15 protein-coding genes are annotated in these 17,207 nt (G+C 38.8%); 14 read left to right on the top strand and 1 reads right to left on the bottom strand.

Going from position 1 to position 17,207, the window contains the following annotated elements:
- Window positions 1-25 precede the first annotated feature (25 nt).
- Complete coding sequence (locus AB5443_RS10965; RefSeq protein ID WP_368113428.1) at window positions 26-2,566, top strand: TIM-barrel domain-containing protein; 2,541 nt, start codon at window positions 26-28, stop codon at window positions 2,564-2,566.
- A gap of 245 nt (window positions 2,567-2,811) precedes the next feature.
- Window positions 2,812-4,041, top strand: a complete 1,230-nt coding sequence (locus AB5443_RS10960) for a phage integrase SAM-like domain-containing protein (RefSeq protein ID WP_368113429.1) — start codon at window positions 2,812-2,814, stop codon at window positions 4,039-4,041.
- Window positions 4,042-4,240: 199 nt separating this feature from the next.
- Here the strand turns inward: AB5443_RS10960 and AB5443_RS10955 are convergent, their stop codons facing one another.
- Window positions 4,241-5,125, bottom strand: a complete 885-nt coding sequence (locus AB5443_RS10955) for an AraC family transcriptional regulator (RefSeq protein WP_277134791.1) — start codon at window positions 5,123-5,125, stop codon at window positions 4,241-4,243.
- 404 nt (window positions 5,126-5,529) lie between these two features.
- On the opposite strand from AB5443_RS10955, the gene AB5443_RS10950 reads away from it, so the two are divergent.
- The 12 genes from AB5443_RS10950 (at window position 5,530) to AB5443_RS10895 (ending at window position 17,180) form a co-directional block, all read left to right on the top strand.
- A complete protein-coding gene (locus AB5443_RS10950) occupies window positions 5,530-6,645 on the top strand; it encodes an MraY family glycosyltransferase (protein ID WP_277134790.1) in 1,116 nt (371 codons plus the stop codon).
- A 10-nt stretch (window positions 6,646-6,655) separates the two neighbouring features.
- Window positions 6,656-7,633, top strand: a complete 978-nt coding sequence (locus AB5443_RS10945; RefSeq protein WP_277134789.1) for an NAD-dependent epimerase/dehydratase family protein — start codon at window positions 6,656-6,658, stop codon at window positions 7,631-7,633.
- A 148-nt stretch (window positions 7,634-7,781) separates the two neighbouring features.
- Complete coding sequence (locus tag AB5443_RS10940; RefSeq protein WP_277134788.1) at window positions 7,782-8,291, top strand: UpxY family transcription antiterminator; 510 nt, start codon at window positions 7,782-7,784, stop codon at window positions 8,289-8,291.
- A gap of 95 nt (window positions 8,292-8,386) precedes the next feature.
- Window positions 8,387-9,493 (top strand): DegT/DnrJ/EryC1/StrS aminotransferase family protein, encoded by a 1,107-nt coding sequence (locus tag AB5443_RS10935; protein ID WP_277134787.1) that lies wholly within the window; start codon window positions 8,387-8,389, stop codon window positions 9,491-9,493.
- A 7-nt stretch (window positions 9,494-9,500) separates the two neighbouring features.
- On the top strand, window positions 9,501-10,196 hold the full coding sequence (locus AB5443_RS10930) for a WbqC family protein (protein WP_277134786.1): 696 nt from the start codon (window positions 9,501-9,503) through the stop codon (window positions 10,194-10,196).
- A 13-nt stretch (window positions 10,197-10,209) separates the two neighbouring features.
- Complete coding sequence (locus tag AB5443_RS10925; RefSeq protein ID WP_277134785.1) at window positions 10,210-10,659, top strand: N-acetyltransferase; 450 nt, start codon at window positions 10,210-10,212, stop codon at window positions 10,657-10,659.
- 18 nt (window positions 10,660-10,677) lie between these two features.
- A complete protein-coding gene (locus tag AB5443_RS10920; protein ID WP_277134784.1) occupies window positions 10,678-11,613 on the top strand; it encodes a glycosyltransferase family 2 protein in 936 nt (311 codons plus the stop codon).
- A 23-nt stretch (window positions 11,614-11,636) separates the two neighbouring features.
- The gene (locus tag AB5443_RS10915) at window positions 11,637-12,650 is read left to right on the top strand and encodes a glycosyltransferase family 2 protein (RefSeq protein ID WP_277134783.1); all 1,014 of its coding nucleotides are present in this window, start codon (window positions 11,637-11,639) and stop codon (window positions 12,648-12,650) included.
- A 56-nt stretch (window positions 12,651-12,706) separates the two neighbouring features.
- Window positions 12,707-13,423 (top strand): IspD/TarI family cytidylyltransferase, encoded by a 717-nt coding sequence (locus tag AB5443_RS10910; RefSeq protein WP_277134782.1) that lies wholly within the window; start codon window positions 12,707-12,709, stop codon window positions 13,421-13,423.
- Window positions 13,411-14,439 (top strand): NAD(P)-dependent oxidoreductase, encoded by a 1,029-nt coding sequence (locus AB5443_RS10905; protein ID WP_277134781.1) that lies wholly within the window; start codon window positions 13,411-13,413, stop codon window positions 14,437-14,439. Before AB5443_RS10910 ends, AB5443_RS10905 begins: the two co-directional genes overlap by 13 nt.
- A gap of 76 nt (window positions 14,440-14,515) precedes the next feature.
- Window positions 14,516-15,712, top strand: coding sequence for a CDP-glycerol glycerophosphotransferase family protein (locus AB5443_RS10900; RefSeq protein ID WP_277134780.1), 1,197 nt, complete (start codon window positions 14,516-14,518; stop codon window positions 15,710-15,712).
- Window positions 15,687-17,180 (top strand): lipopolysaccharide biosynthesis protein, encoded by a 1,494-nt coding sequence (locus AB5443_RS10895; protein ID WP_277134779.1) that lies wholly within the window; start codon window positions 15,687-15,689, stop codon window positions 17,178-17,180. Before AB5443_RS10900 ends, AB5443_RS10895 begins: the two co-directional genes overlap by 26 nt.
- The last annotated feature ends 27 nt before the right edge of the window (window positions 17,181-17,207 follow it).

Below are 17,207 nucleotides of genomic sequence, written 5' to 3'. Positions count from 1 at the left end.
TAATTTAGTAGGTTATAAAAATGTTATGAAAAAGAAGTTATTGCTTTTACTCTGTATTTTACAAAGTTTTCTGTTCGTCATACAGGCACAAAACACACAACGGAATATTGCATATACAGATGATAATGTGAGATTTACAGTTATTTCAGATGGGGCGATCCGACTGGAATATGCTCCGGATGGGAAATTTGTGGATGATAGGTCACATGTAGTTGTGAATCGTCTGTATCCTCAGGTGGATTACAAATTAAAGACAAGAGGAGGATGGGTTGAGATAACGACTTCCAAAATGAAGATGCGTTATAAAAAAAACAGCGGGCAGTTTACGGATAAGAATTTAGTTATCACTGCTGCCAAAGAAATGTTGCCTTTTTCCTGGAAGCCCGGTATGCAGCAAAAGGGCAACTTAAAAGGCACTTATCGTACATTGGATGGTATGGACGGTGATACACAGACACAGACTTGGGTGGCTGACACAAAGAAGGGTGATAAACTGAAACTGGAAGACGGTCTGTTGGCTACGGATGGCTGGACTTTTATGGATGATTCACAGGGACTCTTGTTTGATGATGATAAGGATTGGGATTGGGTAAAGGAACGCCCGGCTAATGGCGGACAAGACTGGTACTTCATGGCTTATGGACATGATTATAAGGCTGCTCTGAAAGATTATACCCTTTTTGCCGGAAAAGTGCCGTTGCCGCCCCGCTATGCATTCGGTTACTGGTGGTCACGTTATTGGCTGTACTCCGATAGAGAGTTCCGCAATCTGATTGACAACTTCCATACGTATCAGATTCCTTTGGATGTATTGGTCGTAGATATGGACTGGCATTATACGGAACAAGGAAAAGGCGGGTGGACAGGCTGGACTTGGAACAGGGATTTGTTTCCCAATCCGAAAGAGTTCCTCGGATACCTGAAACAAAATGACGTGAAAATAACCCTGAACCTGCATCCGGCAGATGGAGTAGCTTCTTATGAAGAAAAATATCCGGGACTGGCAAAAGATATGGGAGTTGACCCTCAGTCCAGGCAAACGATTCCTTGGATAAACTCGGATAAGAAGTTTATCAAGAATATGTTCAAGAATGTATTGACGCCAATGGAGAATGATGGTGTTGATTTTTGGTGGTTGGACTGGCAGCAAGGGATATATGATCCGAAGGTGAAGAATTTGAGCAACACTTGGTGGATTAACTATGCATTCTTTAGCAATATGGAAAAGAACAGGGACACACGTCCGATGTTATATCATCGTTGGGGAGGTTTGGGTAATCATCGCTATCAGGTAGGTTTCTCCGGTGACGCTGTTGTTTCATGGAAATCATTGGATTTCCAGCCTTACTTTAACTCGACAGCTTCCAATGTATTATATGGTTATTGGAGTCATGACTTGGGAGGACATATCGGTGAAAGTATAGATCCGGAAATGTACACTCGTTGGTTGCAATTTGGAGCCTTAAGCCCGATTATGCGTACACATTCCCAAAAAAGTGCCGGTTTGAATAAGGAACCATGGGTGTTTAGCAAAGAATATTGTGATGTTCTTCGTAAGACAATCCAACAACGTTATGAGATGGCTCCTTATATTTATACCATGGCCCGTAAAGGTTATGATGAAGGATTATCACTTTGCCGTCCGATGTATTATGATTATCCGGATAGTGAGGAAGCTTATGAGTTCCGTAATGAATATATGTTTGGGGATGATGTCTTGGTTGCTCCTGCTACGGCTCCTGCAAAAGATGGTTATCTGCAGGTGCGTGTATGGTTGCCTGCAGGTGAATGGTATGAACTGCATACGGGTACTTTGCTGAAAGGCGGTCAGATTGTAGAACGTCCTTTTGCAATTGATGAATATCCGATTTATGTAAAAGCGGGTTCTGTGCTGCCAATGTACACGAGAAAGGTCATGAACCTGAATGGCAATGATGAAGAAGTCGTGGTTACTGTATTCCCGGGTGGGAACGGTGCATCTTCTTTCAGTTTCTACGAGGATAATGGAAACGACAAGAATTATGCATCTGAATATGCTGTAACTAAACTGTCGTCTTCTCGCCAGGGACAGGAACAGACAGTTGTTATCAGCAAACGTGAAGGCCGGTATAAAGATATGCCTGCTTCCCGTTCATTTAAAGTGAAAGTGCTTTCGTCGCTTGTCCCGCAATCTGTTACGGTCAATGGGAAACCTGCTAAATATGAATATTTGGGTGAGGAGTTTGCCCTTTCTGTTGATTTGCCGGTTTTGTCCTGCGATCAGGAAAAGGTCATTAAAATAGTTTATCCTGTGGAAACGGCTGATATGAATGGCCTATTAGGAGCTTCAAGACGGATTGCCAAAAGTATGGAGCAGTTGAAATATCGCGATTCTTATATTTGCTTTAAGGAAGAATTTGGTAAAATGGGAAGCTTGAGTGAGGCGGTAACTTATGCACCGGCAAAAATATCTTCTTTGGTTTCCAATTTCTGGAAAAGTTACAATGAACTTCCCGAAGTTTTGAAACGCCAAGGTTTGAATGATGCAAATAAGGCATGGTTCTTACAGTCTATTTGCTGGAAATAAAAGCGCGTGTAAATAGGTTAATATAATAGTGGGGTGAAAAAACACTCCACTATTTTTTATATAAATTACTAGATTGGTATATCTATAATACTGGAAGAAGATTCGGCACTGACTGAATCTTCTTTTTATTAGTACCTAAAAAGAACATGAAAACGTTTTAAATTCTAAAGAATCCGAATGTTGACGAACTTTTTATATTTTTGCCCTGTTTGAATTAATGTCCAGATAATGTAAGGGTAAAAAATATGGCATCTATAAAGTTGTTACTTAATAAGCAGCGAATGCTTAATGATGGTAGATTTCCTTTAGTATTTCAAATAATTCATCAAAGACGGAAATTACTTTACTATACAAAATATCGTGTATTCCAACAGCAATTTAATAATGAGTTACGGGAAATTGAATATTGTGAATCTTCTGCCTATTCTTTGAAAGAAATAGCGGAAATAAATAGGGAACTGAGGCGGGAATATAAGAAGTTAAAAAACAGGGTTCTGGAACTGGAGAAAGCGAATGAACCCTATTCCGTAGAGGATATTGTAGAATCAAAAAAGAAAGATAGCCGTCATTCTTATAATCTTCTCCAATACATAGATAATCAGATCGCTTATAAGAAAGCGATGGGAAAAGATGGCATTGCGGCCGCTTATCATAGTACACGTATTTCTTTAAAGAAATATCTGAATACGATTTCCGCACGAAAAACGGATATCGGGATGGAAAAGATTGACTGTAGTTTTGTTACCGGTTATGAAGATTGCTTATATGCGCAGGGGCTGGCTAGAAATACAATCAACTATTATTTGCGCAATTTCCGGACGATCTATAATTCAGCTATCCGGTATGGATGCAAATCTAAAGATATCAATCCTTTTGTTTATATCCATACCAAGCCCTGCAAGACAGTCAAGCGTGCCATTAATAAAAATGACATGAAAGAATTGTCATCATTGTCTTTGCCGGCCTGTTCGGGTATGGATATCGCACGTGATTTGTATTTATTTGGTTTCTATACACAGGGAATGGCTTTTGTAGATATTGTATTCTTGAAAAAGAAGGATATAAATGGTAATGTATTAAGCTATCACCGGCACAAGTCTAATCAGTTGATTCATGTTGTGGTCACTCCCCAAATGCAGAGGCTGATTAATAAATATGCAAATAATAGTGAGTATGTGTTCCCGATTATTGACACAGCTTTGCCCACGCCTGTATATGAGCAATACCGGCTGGCTTTGGGACGTATGAACCGATATTTGAAAAAGATAGCTTCCCTGTTGAATATAAATGTCCGGTTGACTACCTACACTGCACGTCATACCTGGGCAACGTTGGCCAGGGAGAGTGGGGCTCCTATATCTATTATCAGTGCCGGATTAGGGCATACTTCTGAGGAGATGACACGTGTATATCTTAAGGACTTCGATTTGGAGACATTGGCGAAAGTAAATCATGTTGTTACAAACTTGTTATGAAATGGAATGAAGATTTGTTCTCAAAATTTTGTGCGATTCAAATTAATAATCTATATTTGTGCACAATGTCTATTTTATAATAGAGCGTATCTTAGTTGCTTCTCAAAGATGATGATGCAAAATAAGTTCATTTCCAGTGAATAAGCACTATCAAAAAGTACGATAATATTCTCTTTTCATACAATGCTGGTATTTCCTCTTACAGACTGTAGATTTCTGCCTGGTAGCGGTCTATTAGTTGCTTTGGGGTACATTGGAATTGTTGTTTGAAGTAACGGTAGAGTTGTGCTTCTGATTCGAATTTGCAGACTTCCATTAATTGCTTGACACATATGCCCGGTTCTGTAATTTTCCCCAGAATACGTTTCTTCAGTTGTTTCATCATCCATTGTTTGGCTGTTGTCCCGAATTCTTCTTTGAATTTGATAAAGAAGCTCGTTCTTCCCATATTGGACAATGTGATCAATTGATCCAAATTGTTTACTTTAGTATAATTCTGCATGACAAAATCTCTGAACTCAAGTTCTTTACCGATAATAGGATGGAAAAGTGTTCCTATTTCTTCTTTCTTATAGAAGCCTTTCAGTAAAAAGAAAAGTTCACGTTGTTTTACATCATGCAGGTGTGTACAGTTCAGGTCGCTTCTTAAGCAATGAATGACTGTTTCGAGGAAAGGCATTAATGGATAACGAATAGGGATAGGCTCAAAATTATATTCCATACCTGCGCAAATGGGGGTCAAACCTTGAAATAACAGTTTGTCACAGTTACTTTGAGGTATATCAAACGCCATTGCCAACAGTTGGGATTTGGACGTTGCAGATATCTTCACCATTGATGATTTAGGTAATACTACCATTTCATTGTTGTGAAATGTATGATTACAGAATTGATCGCAGTAAACAGAGAAATCACCTTTTAAAAAGAATAAAAGATAATTCTTATGCGCATATTCTTCTACTATACTTATCCCTTCATCAAATTTAATATATTTGAATCCGTTGGAATTATCTGTCATGTCATTTTTGCATGACAAATGTCCTTGCAAGTAAAGTAATTCATTGTTTGATTGTTTTGTTTTCATATCCTTCCTTTATTAATGATTCAGAAGCTATTTTAATTTAATCTGCTTCATAATTGATTCAGCATTATGCCATATAATATGGTCATATTCAGTATATTATTAATTATATAATTGAATACTACCACCAACTTCTTTCAATATGAAACATATTGTATGGAATTATTCTTGTATAATCTATTATAAATCAATTAGATATAACTGATTTATACATCATTCATCTCTATTATAAAATAGAGATGGACAGTGCAAAGAAACCTTATATTGATTAAAGGGTTGACTATTAATGGATTATGTGAATGCTTCCAAGCAAGGATATGTAAGAAATATGTCTGGATAGATGTGGAAGATTTAACTGGAAATAGATATCCGCCGATATTTATTTGTTGAGAAAAGTAGAGAGTGAAATGAATTATTTTTTTATAGCAATATCATTTGTTTTTGCAGTATTTATGGGGTGGATCATTACTCCCCAGATTTTACTGGTAGCTTTCCGGAAGCGCCTGTTCGATTCTGTAGGTGGACGTAAAATCCATGATGGTGTAGTTCCCCGTTTGGGCGGTGTTGTCTTTGCTCCGATACAATGCTGTTTGCTGATTTTATCTATATTTTTTATGTGCAAGTTAGGCATAACAGCCGATATGCCGGAACCATCTGCTATACTTTTTCAGTTCCTGCTATTGATGGCCGGGCTACTTGTATTGTCTATGGTTGGCATTGTGGATGATTTGATAAGGATTGACTATCGTAAAAAGTTTATAGCCCAGATTGTCGGCGCTTCGTTTCTCCCTCTTTCCGGACTTTGGATCAATGACTTGTATGGTTTACTGGGAATTACGTTTTTATCTCCCTGGATTGGAATTCCCCTGACAATATTTGTGGCAGTCTTTATCATTAACGCCATTAATCTGATAGATGGCATAGACGGGCTTTGTTCCGGCCTGGTTGCTATAGGTTCCCTTACTTTCGGCTTCTTGTTTATTTATGGCGGGGCATGGTTGCACGCAACCTTTGCTTTTATTACTGCGGGAGTATTGTGTCCTTTCTTCTATTATAATGTATTTGGCAAATCAAAAGGTAAACGGAGGATTTTTATGGGAGACACAGGCAGTTTGACCTTGGGACTTTCCATGGCATTTCTGGCTATTAGTTATGCGATGAATAATCCGTTGATAAAGCCCTTTTCGGAGGGGGCGATCGTATTGTCTTTTTCCACATTGATTGTGCCGCTTTTTGATGTTGTCCGTGTGGTTTGGATACGTTATCGCCATCGTAGTCCCCTTTTTATACCTGACCGGAATCATATACATCATAAGTTCTTGCGAATAGGGGTATCCCATCATATTGCGATGATACTTATTTTGGTTCTGGCTCTTTTGTTCAGCTTCTTCAATATAATTGCAGTGCAATATGTGAGCAATAACATTGTGATTTTTATAGATGTCGTTGTGTGGGTGGTATTTCATTTCTGGTTGGACAGGCTGGAAATGAGCCGGTTAAAACATGAAATAGCAAATAATTAAGATAAATGATATGAGAATAGCTGTTATTGGTGGTTCCGGATTTGTGGGAAGTCGTTTGCTCAGCTTGTTGCAGGCTGTTTCCGGTGCCGAACTGCGGAATATTGACAAGAGGCCGAGTGAGCTTCATCGTGATGTGACGGAAATAGCGGATGTACTCGATGTACAGAAGCTGACGGAGTTGCTGGCAGGAGTTGAGGTGGTTGTTTTATTGGCAGCCGAGCACCGGGATGACGTGACTCCGGCATCGCTTTATTACAAAGTGAACGTGGACGGAATGCATAATACACTTCGTGCGATGGAGAGTAATGGGATTTCCCGGTTGATATTTACCAGTTCTGTTGCTGTTTATGGTTTGAACAAGGTCAATCCTTCGGAGTTACATCCTACTGACCCTTTTAATGATTACGGGCGTAGCAAGTGGCAGGCGGAATGTGTCTTGCAGAAATGGTATGCCGCCCATCCGTCTTGGAATATTAATATACTCCGGCCTACAGTGATTTTCGGAGAAGGTAATCGGGGGAATGTATATAATTTGTTGCGTCAGATAACTTCGGGACGTTTCTTGATGGTAGGTACCGGTGAAAACCGGAAATCGATGGCATATGTCGGCAATGTGGTTTCTTTTATAGCTTTTCTGATAGAGCATGGAAAAGAGGGGTACAATGTCTTCAACTATGTTGACAAGCCTGATTTTACAATGAACGATTTGGTATATCATGTCGGGGGTTCACTGAAAAGGCATATTCCTACCGTTCATTTTCCTTATTGGTTGGGAATGTTGGGCGGATATGGTTTCGATGTTCTGGCTAAGGTTACAAGGAAAAAACTGTCAGTGAGTTCCGTCCGTGTCAAAAAGTTCTGTGCGGTAACGCAGTTTGACTCTATTCGGATACAAGAATCCGGTTTCAAACCCACCTTCTCTTTGGAAGAAGGGTTAACCCGGACATTACAATATGAATTTGGTGCCGGAGCTAAAAAAGGCTCCTGATTGATAAACTGAATTTTCCGCCTTGAAAGGGAGGCGGAATAAACATATATAATTTGGGGGTAGCCGTCAATAATGTGACTGGCGGGAGCGGAGCGCGCTTGGAGGTTACCTTTTGATTGTATGTATCATTGAATCTGAAATAATTATTATGGGTGAAAAAGCAAAAAAATGGTTGGTTGTATGTGTGCAGAGCAACAGGGAGAAGAAAACCTATGAACGACTTATAGCGTTGGGATTCGAAGCCTTTCTTCCATTACAGGAAGAGTTGCGCCGGTGGAGTGATCGTTGTAAAAAAGTACAGCGCGTGGTTATTCCCATGGTTGTTTTTGCCCGTCTTGCTCCTGCTGAATATATTCAGGTGTTACGGCTTCCTTCTGTCAATCGCTTTATGGTATTACGTGGAGAAAGTACTCCTGCCATAATACCGGATTCTCAAATGGAGCGCTTTCGTTTTATGCTTGACTATTCCGAGCAAGCGGTTGAAATGTGTTTGGAACGTATTCAGCCGGGCGAACAAGTGAAAGTTATAAAGGGGCCGCTCACAGGACTGGCAGGAGAGTTGATCACAATGGATGGAAAAAGTAAGGTGGCAGTCAGGATTAATATGTTGGGAGCAGCTATGGTGGAAGTTCCGGTGGGCTTTGTGGAAAAAATATAGTGTGGCCTTACAAAAGGCTGTTTTGATACAACCCGTTTCATCGTAAGAGTTACTTTTCCGGTGAAGGGTTATAATAAAAAAAGTATGTAGGCTTTATGGATGAACAAATAACTGTGACACGGCCTTTGATGCCATCGCTGGAGGAGTTTAATATTTATCTGCAAGATATATGGCAACGTAAATGGATCACCAATAATGGGTACTATCATAATAAATTGGAAGAAGCGTTGGCGGAATATTTAAAGGTTCCCTATGTCAGTTTGTTTACCAATGGTACTTTGCCCCTGATCACTGCTTTGCAGGCATTACATATTACCGGAGAAGTGATAACCACTCCTTATAGTTTCGTAGCGACTTCCCATTCCTTATGGTGGAATGGCATTAAACCTGTATTTGTGGATATCGACCCTATGACCGGCAATCTTGACCCTGAAAAGATAGAGGCCGCAATAACTTCCCGCACTACTGCCATTATGCCGGTTCATGTGTATGGGATACCTTGTGATACTAGGCGTATTCAGGAAATAGCAGATAGATATGGTTTGAAAGTTCTTTATGATGCGGCTCACGCATTTGGCGTTACAGTAAATGGAAAAAACATCTTGAATGAAGGAGATTTGTCGACATTAAGCTTTCATGCGACCAAAATCTATAATACAATAGAGGGTGGAGCTTTGATTATGCATGATAAGGCAACCAAGAAACGCATTGATTATTTGAAAAATTTCGGTTTTGCGGGTGAAACGGAAGTTGTCGCTCCCGGTATTAATAGTAAGATGGATGAGGTGCGGGCTGCCTACGGGTTACTGAATTTGAAGCAGGTGGATACTGCGATTGAAGCCTGCCGGCAAGTGGTGATGCGTTACCGCGAGGGATTGCGGCAAGTGAAAGGGATTGCTTGTTTTTATGATAGGCCCGGCATAAGATATAATTATTCTTACTTTCCAATTTTGATAGATGCGGCAGAATATGGCATGACCCGCGATGAGCTTTATTTCAAGATGAAAGAGAAGAATGTGTTGGGACGCCGGTATTTCTATCCGCTGATTAGTACATTTTCCACTTATCGTGGATTGGAAAGTGCAAATCCTGAGAATCTGCCGAATGCTCACAAAATGGCAGATAGTGTGATCTGTTTACCAATACATCATGAATTAAATGAAAGAGATTTAGAGCGGGTGATACGTTTGATTGTAAAATAGCGGAATTATGAAACTAGGAGTTATGCAGCCCTATTTTATGCCTTATATTGGTTATTTCCAGTTAATGAAAGCTGTTGATAAGTATGTGGTTTATGATGATGTAAATTTCATTAAGCGTGGTTGGGTTAATCGTAATAATATATTAGTGAAGGGAAAAAAGGTGATGTTCACTATTGCATTGAAGCAAGCAAGCCAGAATAAACTCTTTAATGAGATTGAAATAGGTGATGATTTCAAGAAACTGATGAAAACTTTTCAGATGAATTATTCTAGGGCAGTCAATTATGACCAGACAATGGCATTGATGGAGAGAATAGTTTCTTTTCCCAATAGGCAGCTTGCTATATTTATTGCTAATAGTTTACGGGAAATATTAAATTATTTATCTATTGATACAGAGATACTGATGTCTTCGGATATTCCAAAAAGCAATTTGTTAAGAGGAAAAGATAAGATACTTCAACTTTGCAGAACTCTGGAGGCGAATATTTATTATAACGCTATAGGAGGTCGGAGTTTATATGATAAAGAAGAATTTGCTACGTATGGTATTACATTAAATTTTATAGATACGGTTATTTCCCCATATTCTCAATTATATACAGAAGAATTTATTTCTCATCTGTCTATAATAGATGTATTAATGAATAATACAAAAGAAGAAGTGAATCATTTACTGGATTCTTATTTAATAATACATTGATTTAGTTATAAATATGGATATAGTTGTTTGCACTGAACCTTTATCATACATTGAATTTAGAGATTTTATAATGGATTCTGCGGATTGGTTTGTACCCTCTTTGCACACAATGCCAGACTTGAATAAATGGATATTAAAAATGTTCCGGCAGGGCTTTATGTATTATTCGAAGTCAGAATCCAATATTATAGCCCTTATGGTCATTTATCATAATGTGGAAAAGCATTTTATATACATTCCATATATTTGTGTACATCCGGACTGTTGGGGATGTGGAATATCAAGACAAATTTTAAGTTACTTAATGTTACATCTTCCTGCTCATATTAATGAAGTATACCTGGAAGTAAGAAAGGACAATGAACGTGGCATTCATTTATATGAAAAATTTGGTTTCTATGAATTCGAAGACAGAGGGGTTAAACATCTGATGAAAAAAGAAATATATAAAATAAACGTTTGAACAACATATCTTTATCGTATGGAAAATATTCATCCGTTAGTTAGTATAGTCTGCTGTTCTTTCAATCATGTGCCATATATCCGTCAGTGTCTGGATGGATTTATAATGCAGACTACAAATTTCCCGATAGAAATGCTTATTCATGATGATGCTTCTACAGATGGCACACAAGATATAATTCGAGAGTACGAAAAAAAGTATCCAGATATGATAAAGCCCATATATCAGACTGAGAACCAATATTCAAAAGGGATAGAAATAAATTTGGTTTATAATTTTCCTCGGGCTAAAGGTAAGTATATAGCATTTTGTGAGGGAGATGATTATTGGACTGATCCATTGAAATTGCAAAAACAGTATGATTTCATGGAAAGTCATCCAAATTATGTGCTATGCACGCATTATTATAGGGAATTTTTTCAGATGACTAATGAATTCGGTTCTGTACTTCCCTATTATTCTACAGTAAGAGAGGAGAAAACATTTGATTTAAATTATTTTGTGAGTAATATAGAGTGGGTAACCCAACCACTTACTGCATTATTTTTAAATTCTGCTTTAGATGTGGAGTTATGCAAGAAATATGATTGTTTTACAGATGTCCTTTTATTCTATACACTCTTGAAGAATGGAAAAGGATTCCTGATGGCAGATGTTATGGGAGTATATCGCATTACAGGAAAAGGCGTTTGGACAGGCTTGGATGATAATGGTAAGAATGTGCAAAGTTTTGTTGCGAGGATAGCTATTTATGATGCAGATCCTTCACGAGAGAATGCGCTGTATTTTCTAACTCAATTTAGACAAGACACATTTAGTCGTATTTTATTTTTAAAAAATCCCATACTTGTTGTACGAATAGTTCATATACTTTGGCGTGAATTTGGTATGATAACGACTTGTAAAACCCTGTTTTCAAAAATATTAAAGTTGCCTAATATGAAATTATTATAATTTCATATTGTATAATTATAGCCATGTCCGTAGCTTTTAAAGTATCCGTTTTGATACCTGTCTATAATGCAGAAGCTTATATTGAATCCTGTGTTCGTTCTTTATTTGAACAAAGTCTGGAAGATATAGAATATATTTTTGTCAATGATTGTACTTCTGATAAAAGTCTTGATATTTTAAATGAAATAATGGATGAGTATCCGGCCAGGAAAGAGCAAGTGAAAGTTATCTCTCATTCTTGTAATAAGGGTGTTGCGTCAACACGTAATACGGGTCTGCTTTATGCTCAAGGAGAATATATAGGATGGGTTGATTCAGACGATTGGGTCGAAAAGAATATGTTTGAAATCCTTTATCTTATGGCTAAACAGGCTGATGCGGATATTGTTTGGTGTGATTATTATATTAATTCCCCTGTTGAAAAAATATGTAAACAGAAAACAGAAGAACACACGGAAATCTTATTAGACGCTATCATGAGAGAAGATATGATGGCGCCTCTATGGAATAAATTGATAAAAAGGAGGTTATTTGTGGACTCTGGAATTAGATTTCTTGATAACGTAAACATGGCAGAGGATATGAATGTGGTTGTGAAGATCTTGCAGCTTTCTTCAGTGATTAAATATATTCCTTATGCTCTTTACCATTACAATGCTGATAACAATAGTTCCTTGACTTCTAGAAAAGATGTTGGCAAGCGGCAGTGTGATCATATCACAAGCTTGGTTGATGCGGTGAAATATTTGTCCCGATCATATTCTGGCTGGATAACGGAGGAGGATATGTTGCTGTATAAATTGTTATCGAAGCGTTTGTATTTATTTTCTTTTGATGTGAATGATTTTAAATTGTGGGCTAAAACTTTCCCGGAGACTAATTCTTATATTTTCAGATGCCCGAGCACAAAATTGAGATATAAATTGCTAGGTTGGATGGCAGCTCATCGTTTGTGGTTATTGATCGAAATATGGACAAAAATGAAAGTACTTATTAAAAAGTCCATGAATTGGGTTGAACCGAATAGACGATTTTAGCAATTGATAAAAGGAAATAGTATGTTTTTGTGTCTAATAAAACAAATTTCAGAGAAATGAATATAGCATTAATTATAGCGGGTGGTTCCGGTAATCGGATGGGACAGGACATTCCCAAGCAATTTATACATGTGAGTAATTGTCCCGTCATTGTACATACAATGTTGGCTTTCCAAAAACATCCGGATATTGTGTCCATCGCAGTTGTTTGTCTGGGTGGATGGGAAACGGTTTTGCGTTCGTATGCCTGTCAGTATAATGTAACCAAATTACGTTGGATATTTCCTGGTGGCGGTAATGGACAGGAATCAATATACAATGGTATATGCGGTTTAAAAGAGAATGGCGTAGACAGAGATGCTTTGGTTTTGATTCACGATGCTGTACGCCCTTTGGTATCCCAAGGTGTTATATCCTCCAATATTGCCATATGTAAGCAATACGGATATGCTATAACCGGCATCCAGTGCAGGGAGGCAATTCTTGAAAGTGATGATGGGTTTTATTCAACTACGAGCATTCCCCGTGACAAGTTGATCAGGACACAGACTCCCCAGACATTCCGGTTTGCCAATATAATAAATGCCCATGAAGAGGCACGGCAAAAAGGAATCTTGAATTCAGTCTCTTCATGTACACTTTTGGCGGAATTGGGAGGATATGAAATGCATATAGTTCCGGGCGAAGAACGGAACATTAAGATTACCACTACTGAAGATTTGGAGATATTTAAAGTCTTGATGCAGACATCGAAGGAGGAATGGCTGAAATGATTACTTATTATGATGACATCAGGAGGGTAAAAGACCTGTGTTTACCATGGAAAACTTTAGATAAGGCGAATATATTGATTGTGGGAGCTACGGGGTTGATAGGAAGGGCGTTGGTGGATGTACTGATGCAGTTACCAGATAAAGGTTTCCATCTTTATGCGGGTGTACGTGATTTGGCTTATGCACAAAATTGTTTTGTGCAGTATGAGAATGCAGCCGCTTTCACTATTCTGCCATATGATGTAGTGACACCGATGCCGTTTGATGTTGATTTTCATTATATCATTCATGCGGCGAGTCATGCGGCTCCGGATGCATTTAGGAATGATCCGGTGGGAGTTGTCAAGGCCAATATCCTGGGAGTCGATCATTTGTTCTCTTATGGGATAAGGCATAGCCTGAAAAAGTTTCTGTATGTGTCTTCCGGCGAAGTTTATGGAGAAGGGACAACTGCTGCTTTCCGTGAAGAAGACAGTGGTACTTTCGACTGGCTTTCTTTGAGGGCATGTTACCCGTCTTCGAAACGGGCTGCCGAGACATTGTGTATTTCTTATGCGTCCCAATATCGGATAGAGACTTCAATTGCGCGTCCTTGTCACGTGTATGGTCCTTTCTTTACCCCCAAGGATGATCGTGTCTATGCACAATTCATACGGAATGTATTGGCCAAGGAAAAAATCTGCCTGAAAAGTTCGGGGATACAAAAGCGTTCCTGGTGCTATGTGGTGGATTGTGCTTTCGCTCTTCTTTATGTATTGTTAAAAGGGGAAAACGGAAATGCCTATAATGTTGCTGATGGGCAGTCGGAAGTCAGTATCTGTGAATTGGCTGAGATGATTGCTTTGAAGGGTGGACAGGATATAGTCTTTGATATACCAGAGTCATCGGTGGACTCTTCCCATGTCATATTGCGGGCAGTTTTTGATACTGAAAAAATAAACGGGCTGGGGTGGTATCCTCAATGGAAATTGGAAGAAGGGATTTCGCATACACTTGACACTTTGATTGGGGCTTGAGGATAAGATGAGGAAGATTTATAAGCTGTTATGTTCATGCAGACGGGTATGTTCCCAATTCTTCTATTTGCATACCATGGGATATAAGATCCGTAGAATCAGGCGGAAGGAAAATATAAAAGTCCTGTTTGCTGTAGCAGAAAGTGCGACATGGAAAAACGATAGTCTGTATAGAGCGATGTTGGCGCATCCCGGATTTACACCGTCAATTCTTGTCTTACCGGATGAACAGAAGGAGGAAAGTCTGTTGAAAGAAGAAGTAGATTCATGTTTTGATTTCTTTTGTAAGAAAGGATATGTTTGCAGTTATCCTTATAAAGACGGCAAGTTGGTCAGTATCCGTAAAAACCTGCAGCCGGATATTATATTTTATCAGAAGCCTTACACTTATTATCCGGAAAGTTTTCTATACAATAAGAATATGGCTGCGCTGTTCTGCTATACGAATTATGCTTTTCATAGTCTGTTGGCGGAATGGGCCAATAAAAATGATTTCTTTAAGCTTGTATGGCAGAACTATTATGAGAATGGAACTGCATTTGCAGAACTGAAGAAAAAATATCCGGAAGCGGCTTCTAATATAATAGTGACCGGATTGCCTGTTACGGACATGTTTTTAAATGGTAATCATGAAGACAGGTGGAAAATGACTGACAGGAGGTATAAGCGGATTATCTGGGCTCCCCATTTTTCAATATCTGATGGTGGATGCTTGAGCTATTCTACTTTTTTATCTATAGCAGAAGAGTTGTTGAATTTTATAAAGACAACCCGATTACCTTTTCAAATGGCTTTCAAGCCCCACCCTTTGTTGAAAAGTCAATTATATGAGCATTCTTTATGGGGAAAAGAGAAAACCGATTGGTACTATTCGGAATGGAAGAATCTGCCAAACACGCAGTTGGAGACAGGCGAATATGTTGACCTGTTCATGACTTCGGATGCCATGATTCACGATTGCGGTTCTTTTACTGTCGAATATCACCATACGTTGAACCCGGTGATGTACCTCATTAATGGGAAAGAACATACCGGAATGATGAACTCTTTTGCAAAGGAAGCCTATGACCTGCATTATAAAGGAACGGATGTTCAGGATATCCGGAATTTCATCAAGAAGATTGTTTTGGAAGGGGATGACTATCTGTTGGAAAAAAGGAAGTCTTTTTTTGATTCCTATTTAGTGTCTCCCAACCAGCAGTCGGCTGCAGACAATATAATCCATGCCATTTTAGGAACAGGGCATTATGCAGAAAAAGACGGAAACGGATAAAGATATTCGTACACTGGGATTTTCCGGCGTGAAATGGGCTTCGATAGGACGTTTCTCTTCACAAGGGATCAGTTTTACTTTGGGGCTTATTCTGGCACGTTTACTTTTGCCTTCGGACTATGGTATGTTGGGAATGCTTGGAGTGTTTACCGCGTTTGCGGGTTCATTTATCGATTGCGGATTCAGTTCCGCTTTGATACGTAAACTGAATCGTACGGATATTGATTGTTCCACTGTTTTTTATTATAATTTGGGAACGGGTTTGTTGGTATATGTCATTCTGTTTTGCAGCGCTCCTTTTATAGCGGACTTTTATAAACAGCCCTTATTGACGGATGTAGCCAGAATTGCTTGTCTGACAATACCGATAGGGGCTTTGTGCTCGGTACACAGTAATATCTTATATTTTCAATTGAGATTTAAAGACATTGCTGTCGGCAATATTTTGGCTACTATCCTTTCAGGTGGCATGGGGCTGTTCCTTGCGTATAATGGTTATGGAATTTGGGCGTTGGTGTGCCAGGGGATTGTGTCGTCTTTAGTGAACTGTGGATACCTCTGGTGGATTTCCTGTTGGAAACCATTACGGGTATTCTCGATGGGTTCTTTTAAGGAGTTGTTTGGTTATGGCAGTAAATTGATGTTGTCCGGTTGGCTCAATACCATGTATGCGCAGTTGTCTCCTTTGATTATCGGAAGGTTTTATTCTTCTTCATCCCTGGGATATTATACGAGGGCTCAAAGCTATGTGAATTTTCCGAGTGATAATATAACAGGAGTATTGCAACAGGTATTTTTTCCTGTTCTGGCAAGATTGCAAAATGAAGATGAGCGGTTAATCGGAATTTATCGGAAATATATAAAGATTTGTGCAGTTTTTATATTTGGCGGAATGGTTCTTTTGGTATCACTGGCCAAACCATTGGTTGTTTTTCTACTTACGGATAAATGGTTGCCGTGTGTTCCTATTATGATGCTTTTATGTTTTTCCTCCATGTTTTCTTTTGTGAATACAATCAATTTGTCCCTTTTACAGATTAAGGGACGATCAGATTTATTCTTAAAATTGGAAATAGTGAAAAAAATAATTTCCATTACTATGCTTCTGCTTAGTGCTTCGTGGGGAATTATGGCAATGTGTTGGGCTATGGTGATATATACACAGATTGCTATTTTTATTAACACCTATTATACCGGAAAATTGTTTCATCTGGGGTATTGGGAACAACTGACCGATTTTTTTCCTTATTTGGTTCTGGCGCTTCTGGCCAATATTCCTGCCTATTTGCTGAGGTATACCTTTTTGCCTGCCGGTATGCAGATAATACTGGGCGGATTGATGAGTTTGTCTGTCTATCTGTTTCTGTTAAAGATAAGGCAGGATGATATATATTTACTGATGAAGCATGTGTTGTCAGACTTTTATAAACACAAAATAAACAAGGTGTCAGGAGGGAGCGGGAAGTGATATTCAACTTGATAGCCGGCATATACA

Origin of the sequence: Bacteroides sp. RTP21281st1_H5_RTP21281_210402 (genome assembly GCF_040918965.1) — a bacterium.
In the GTDB taxonomy this organism is placed as follows: domain Bacteria; phylum Bacteroidota; class Bacteroidia; order Bacteroidales; family Bacteroidaceae; genus Bacteroides; species Bacteroides congonensis.
The sequence above is the reverse complement of the archived record's forward strand: the minus strand, read 5'-3'. Positions and strand labels throughout refer to the sequence as shown.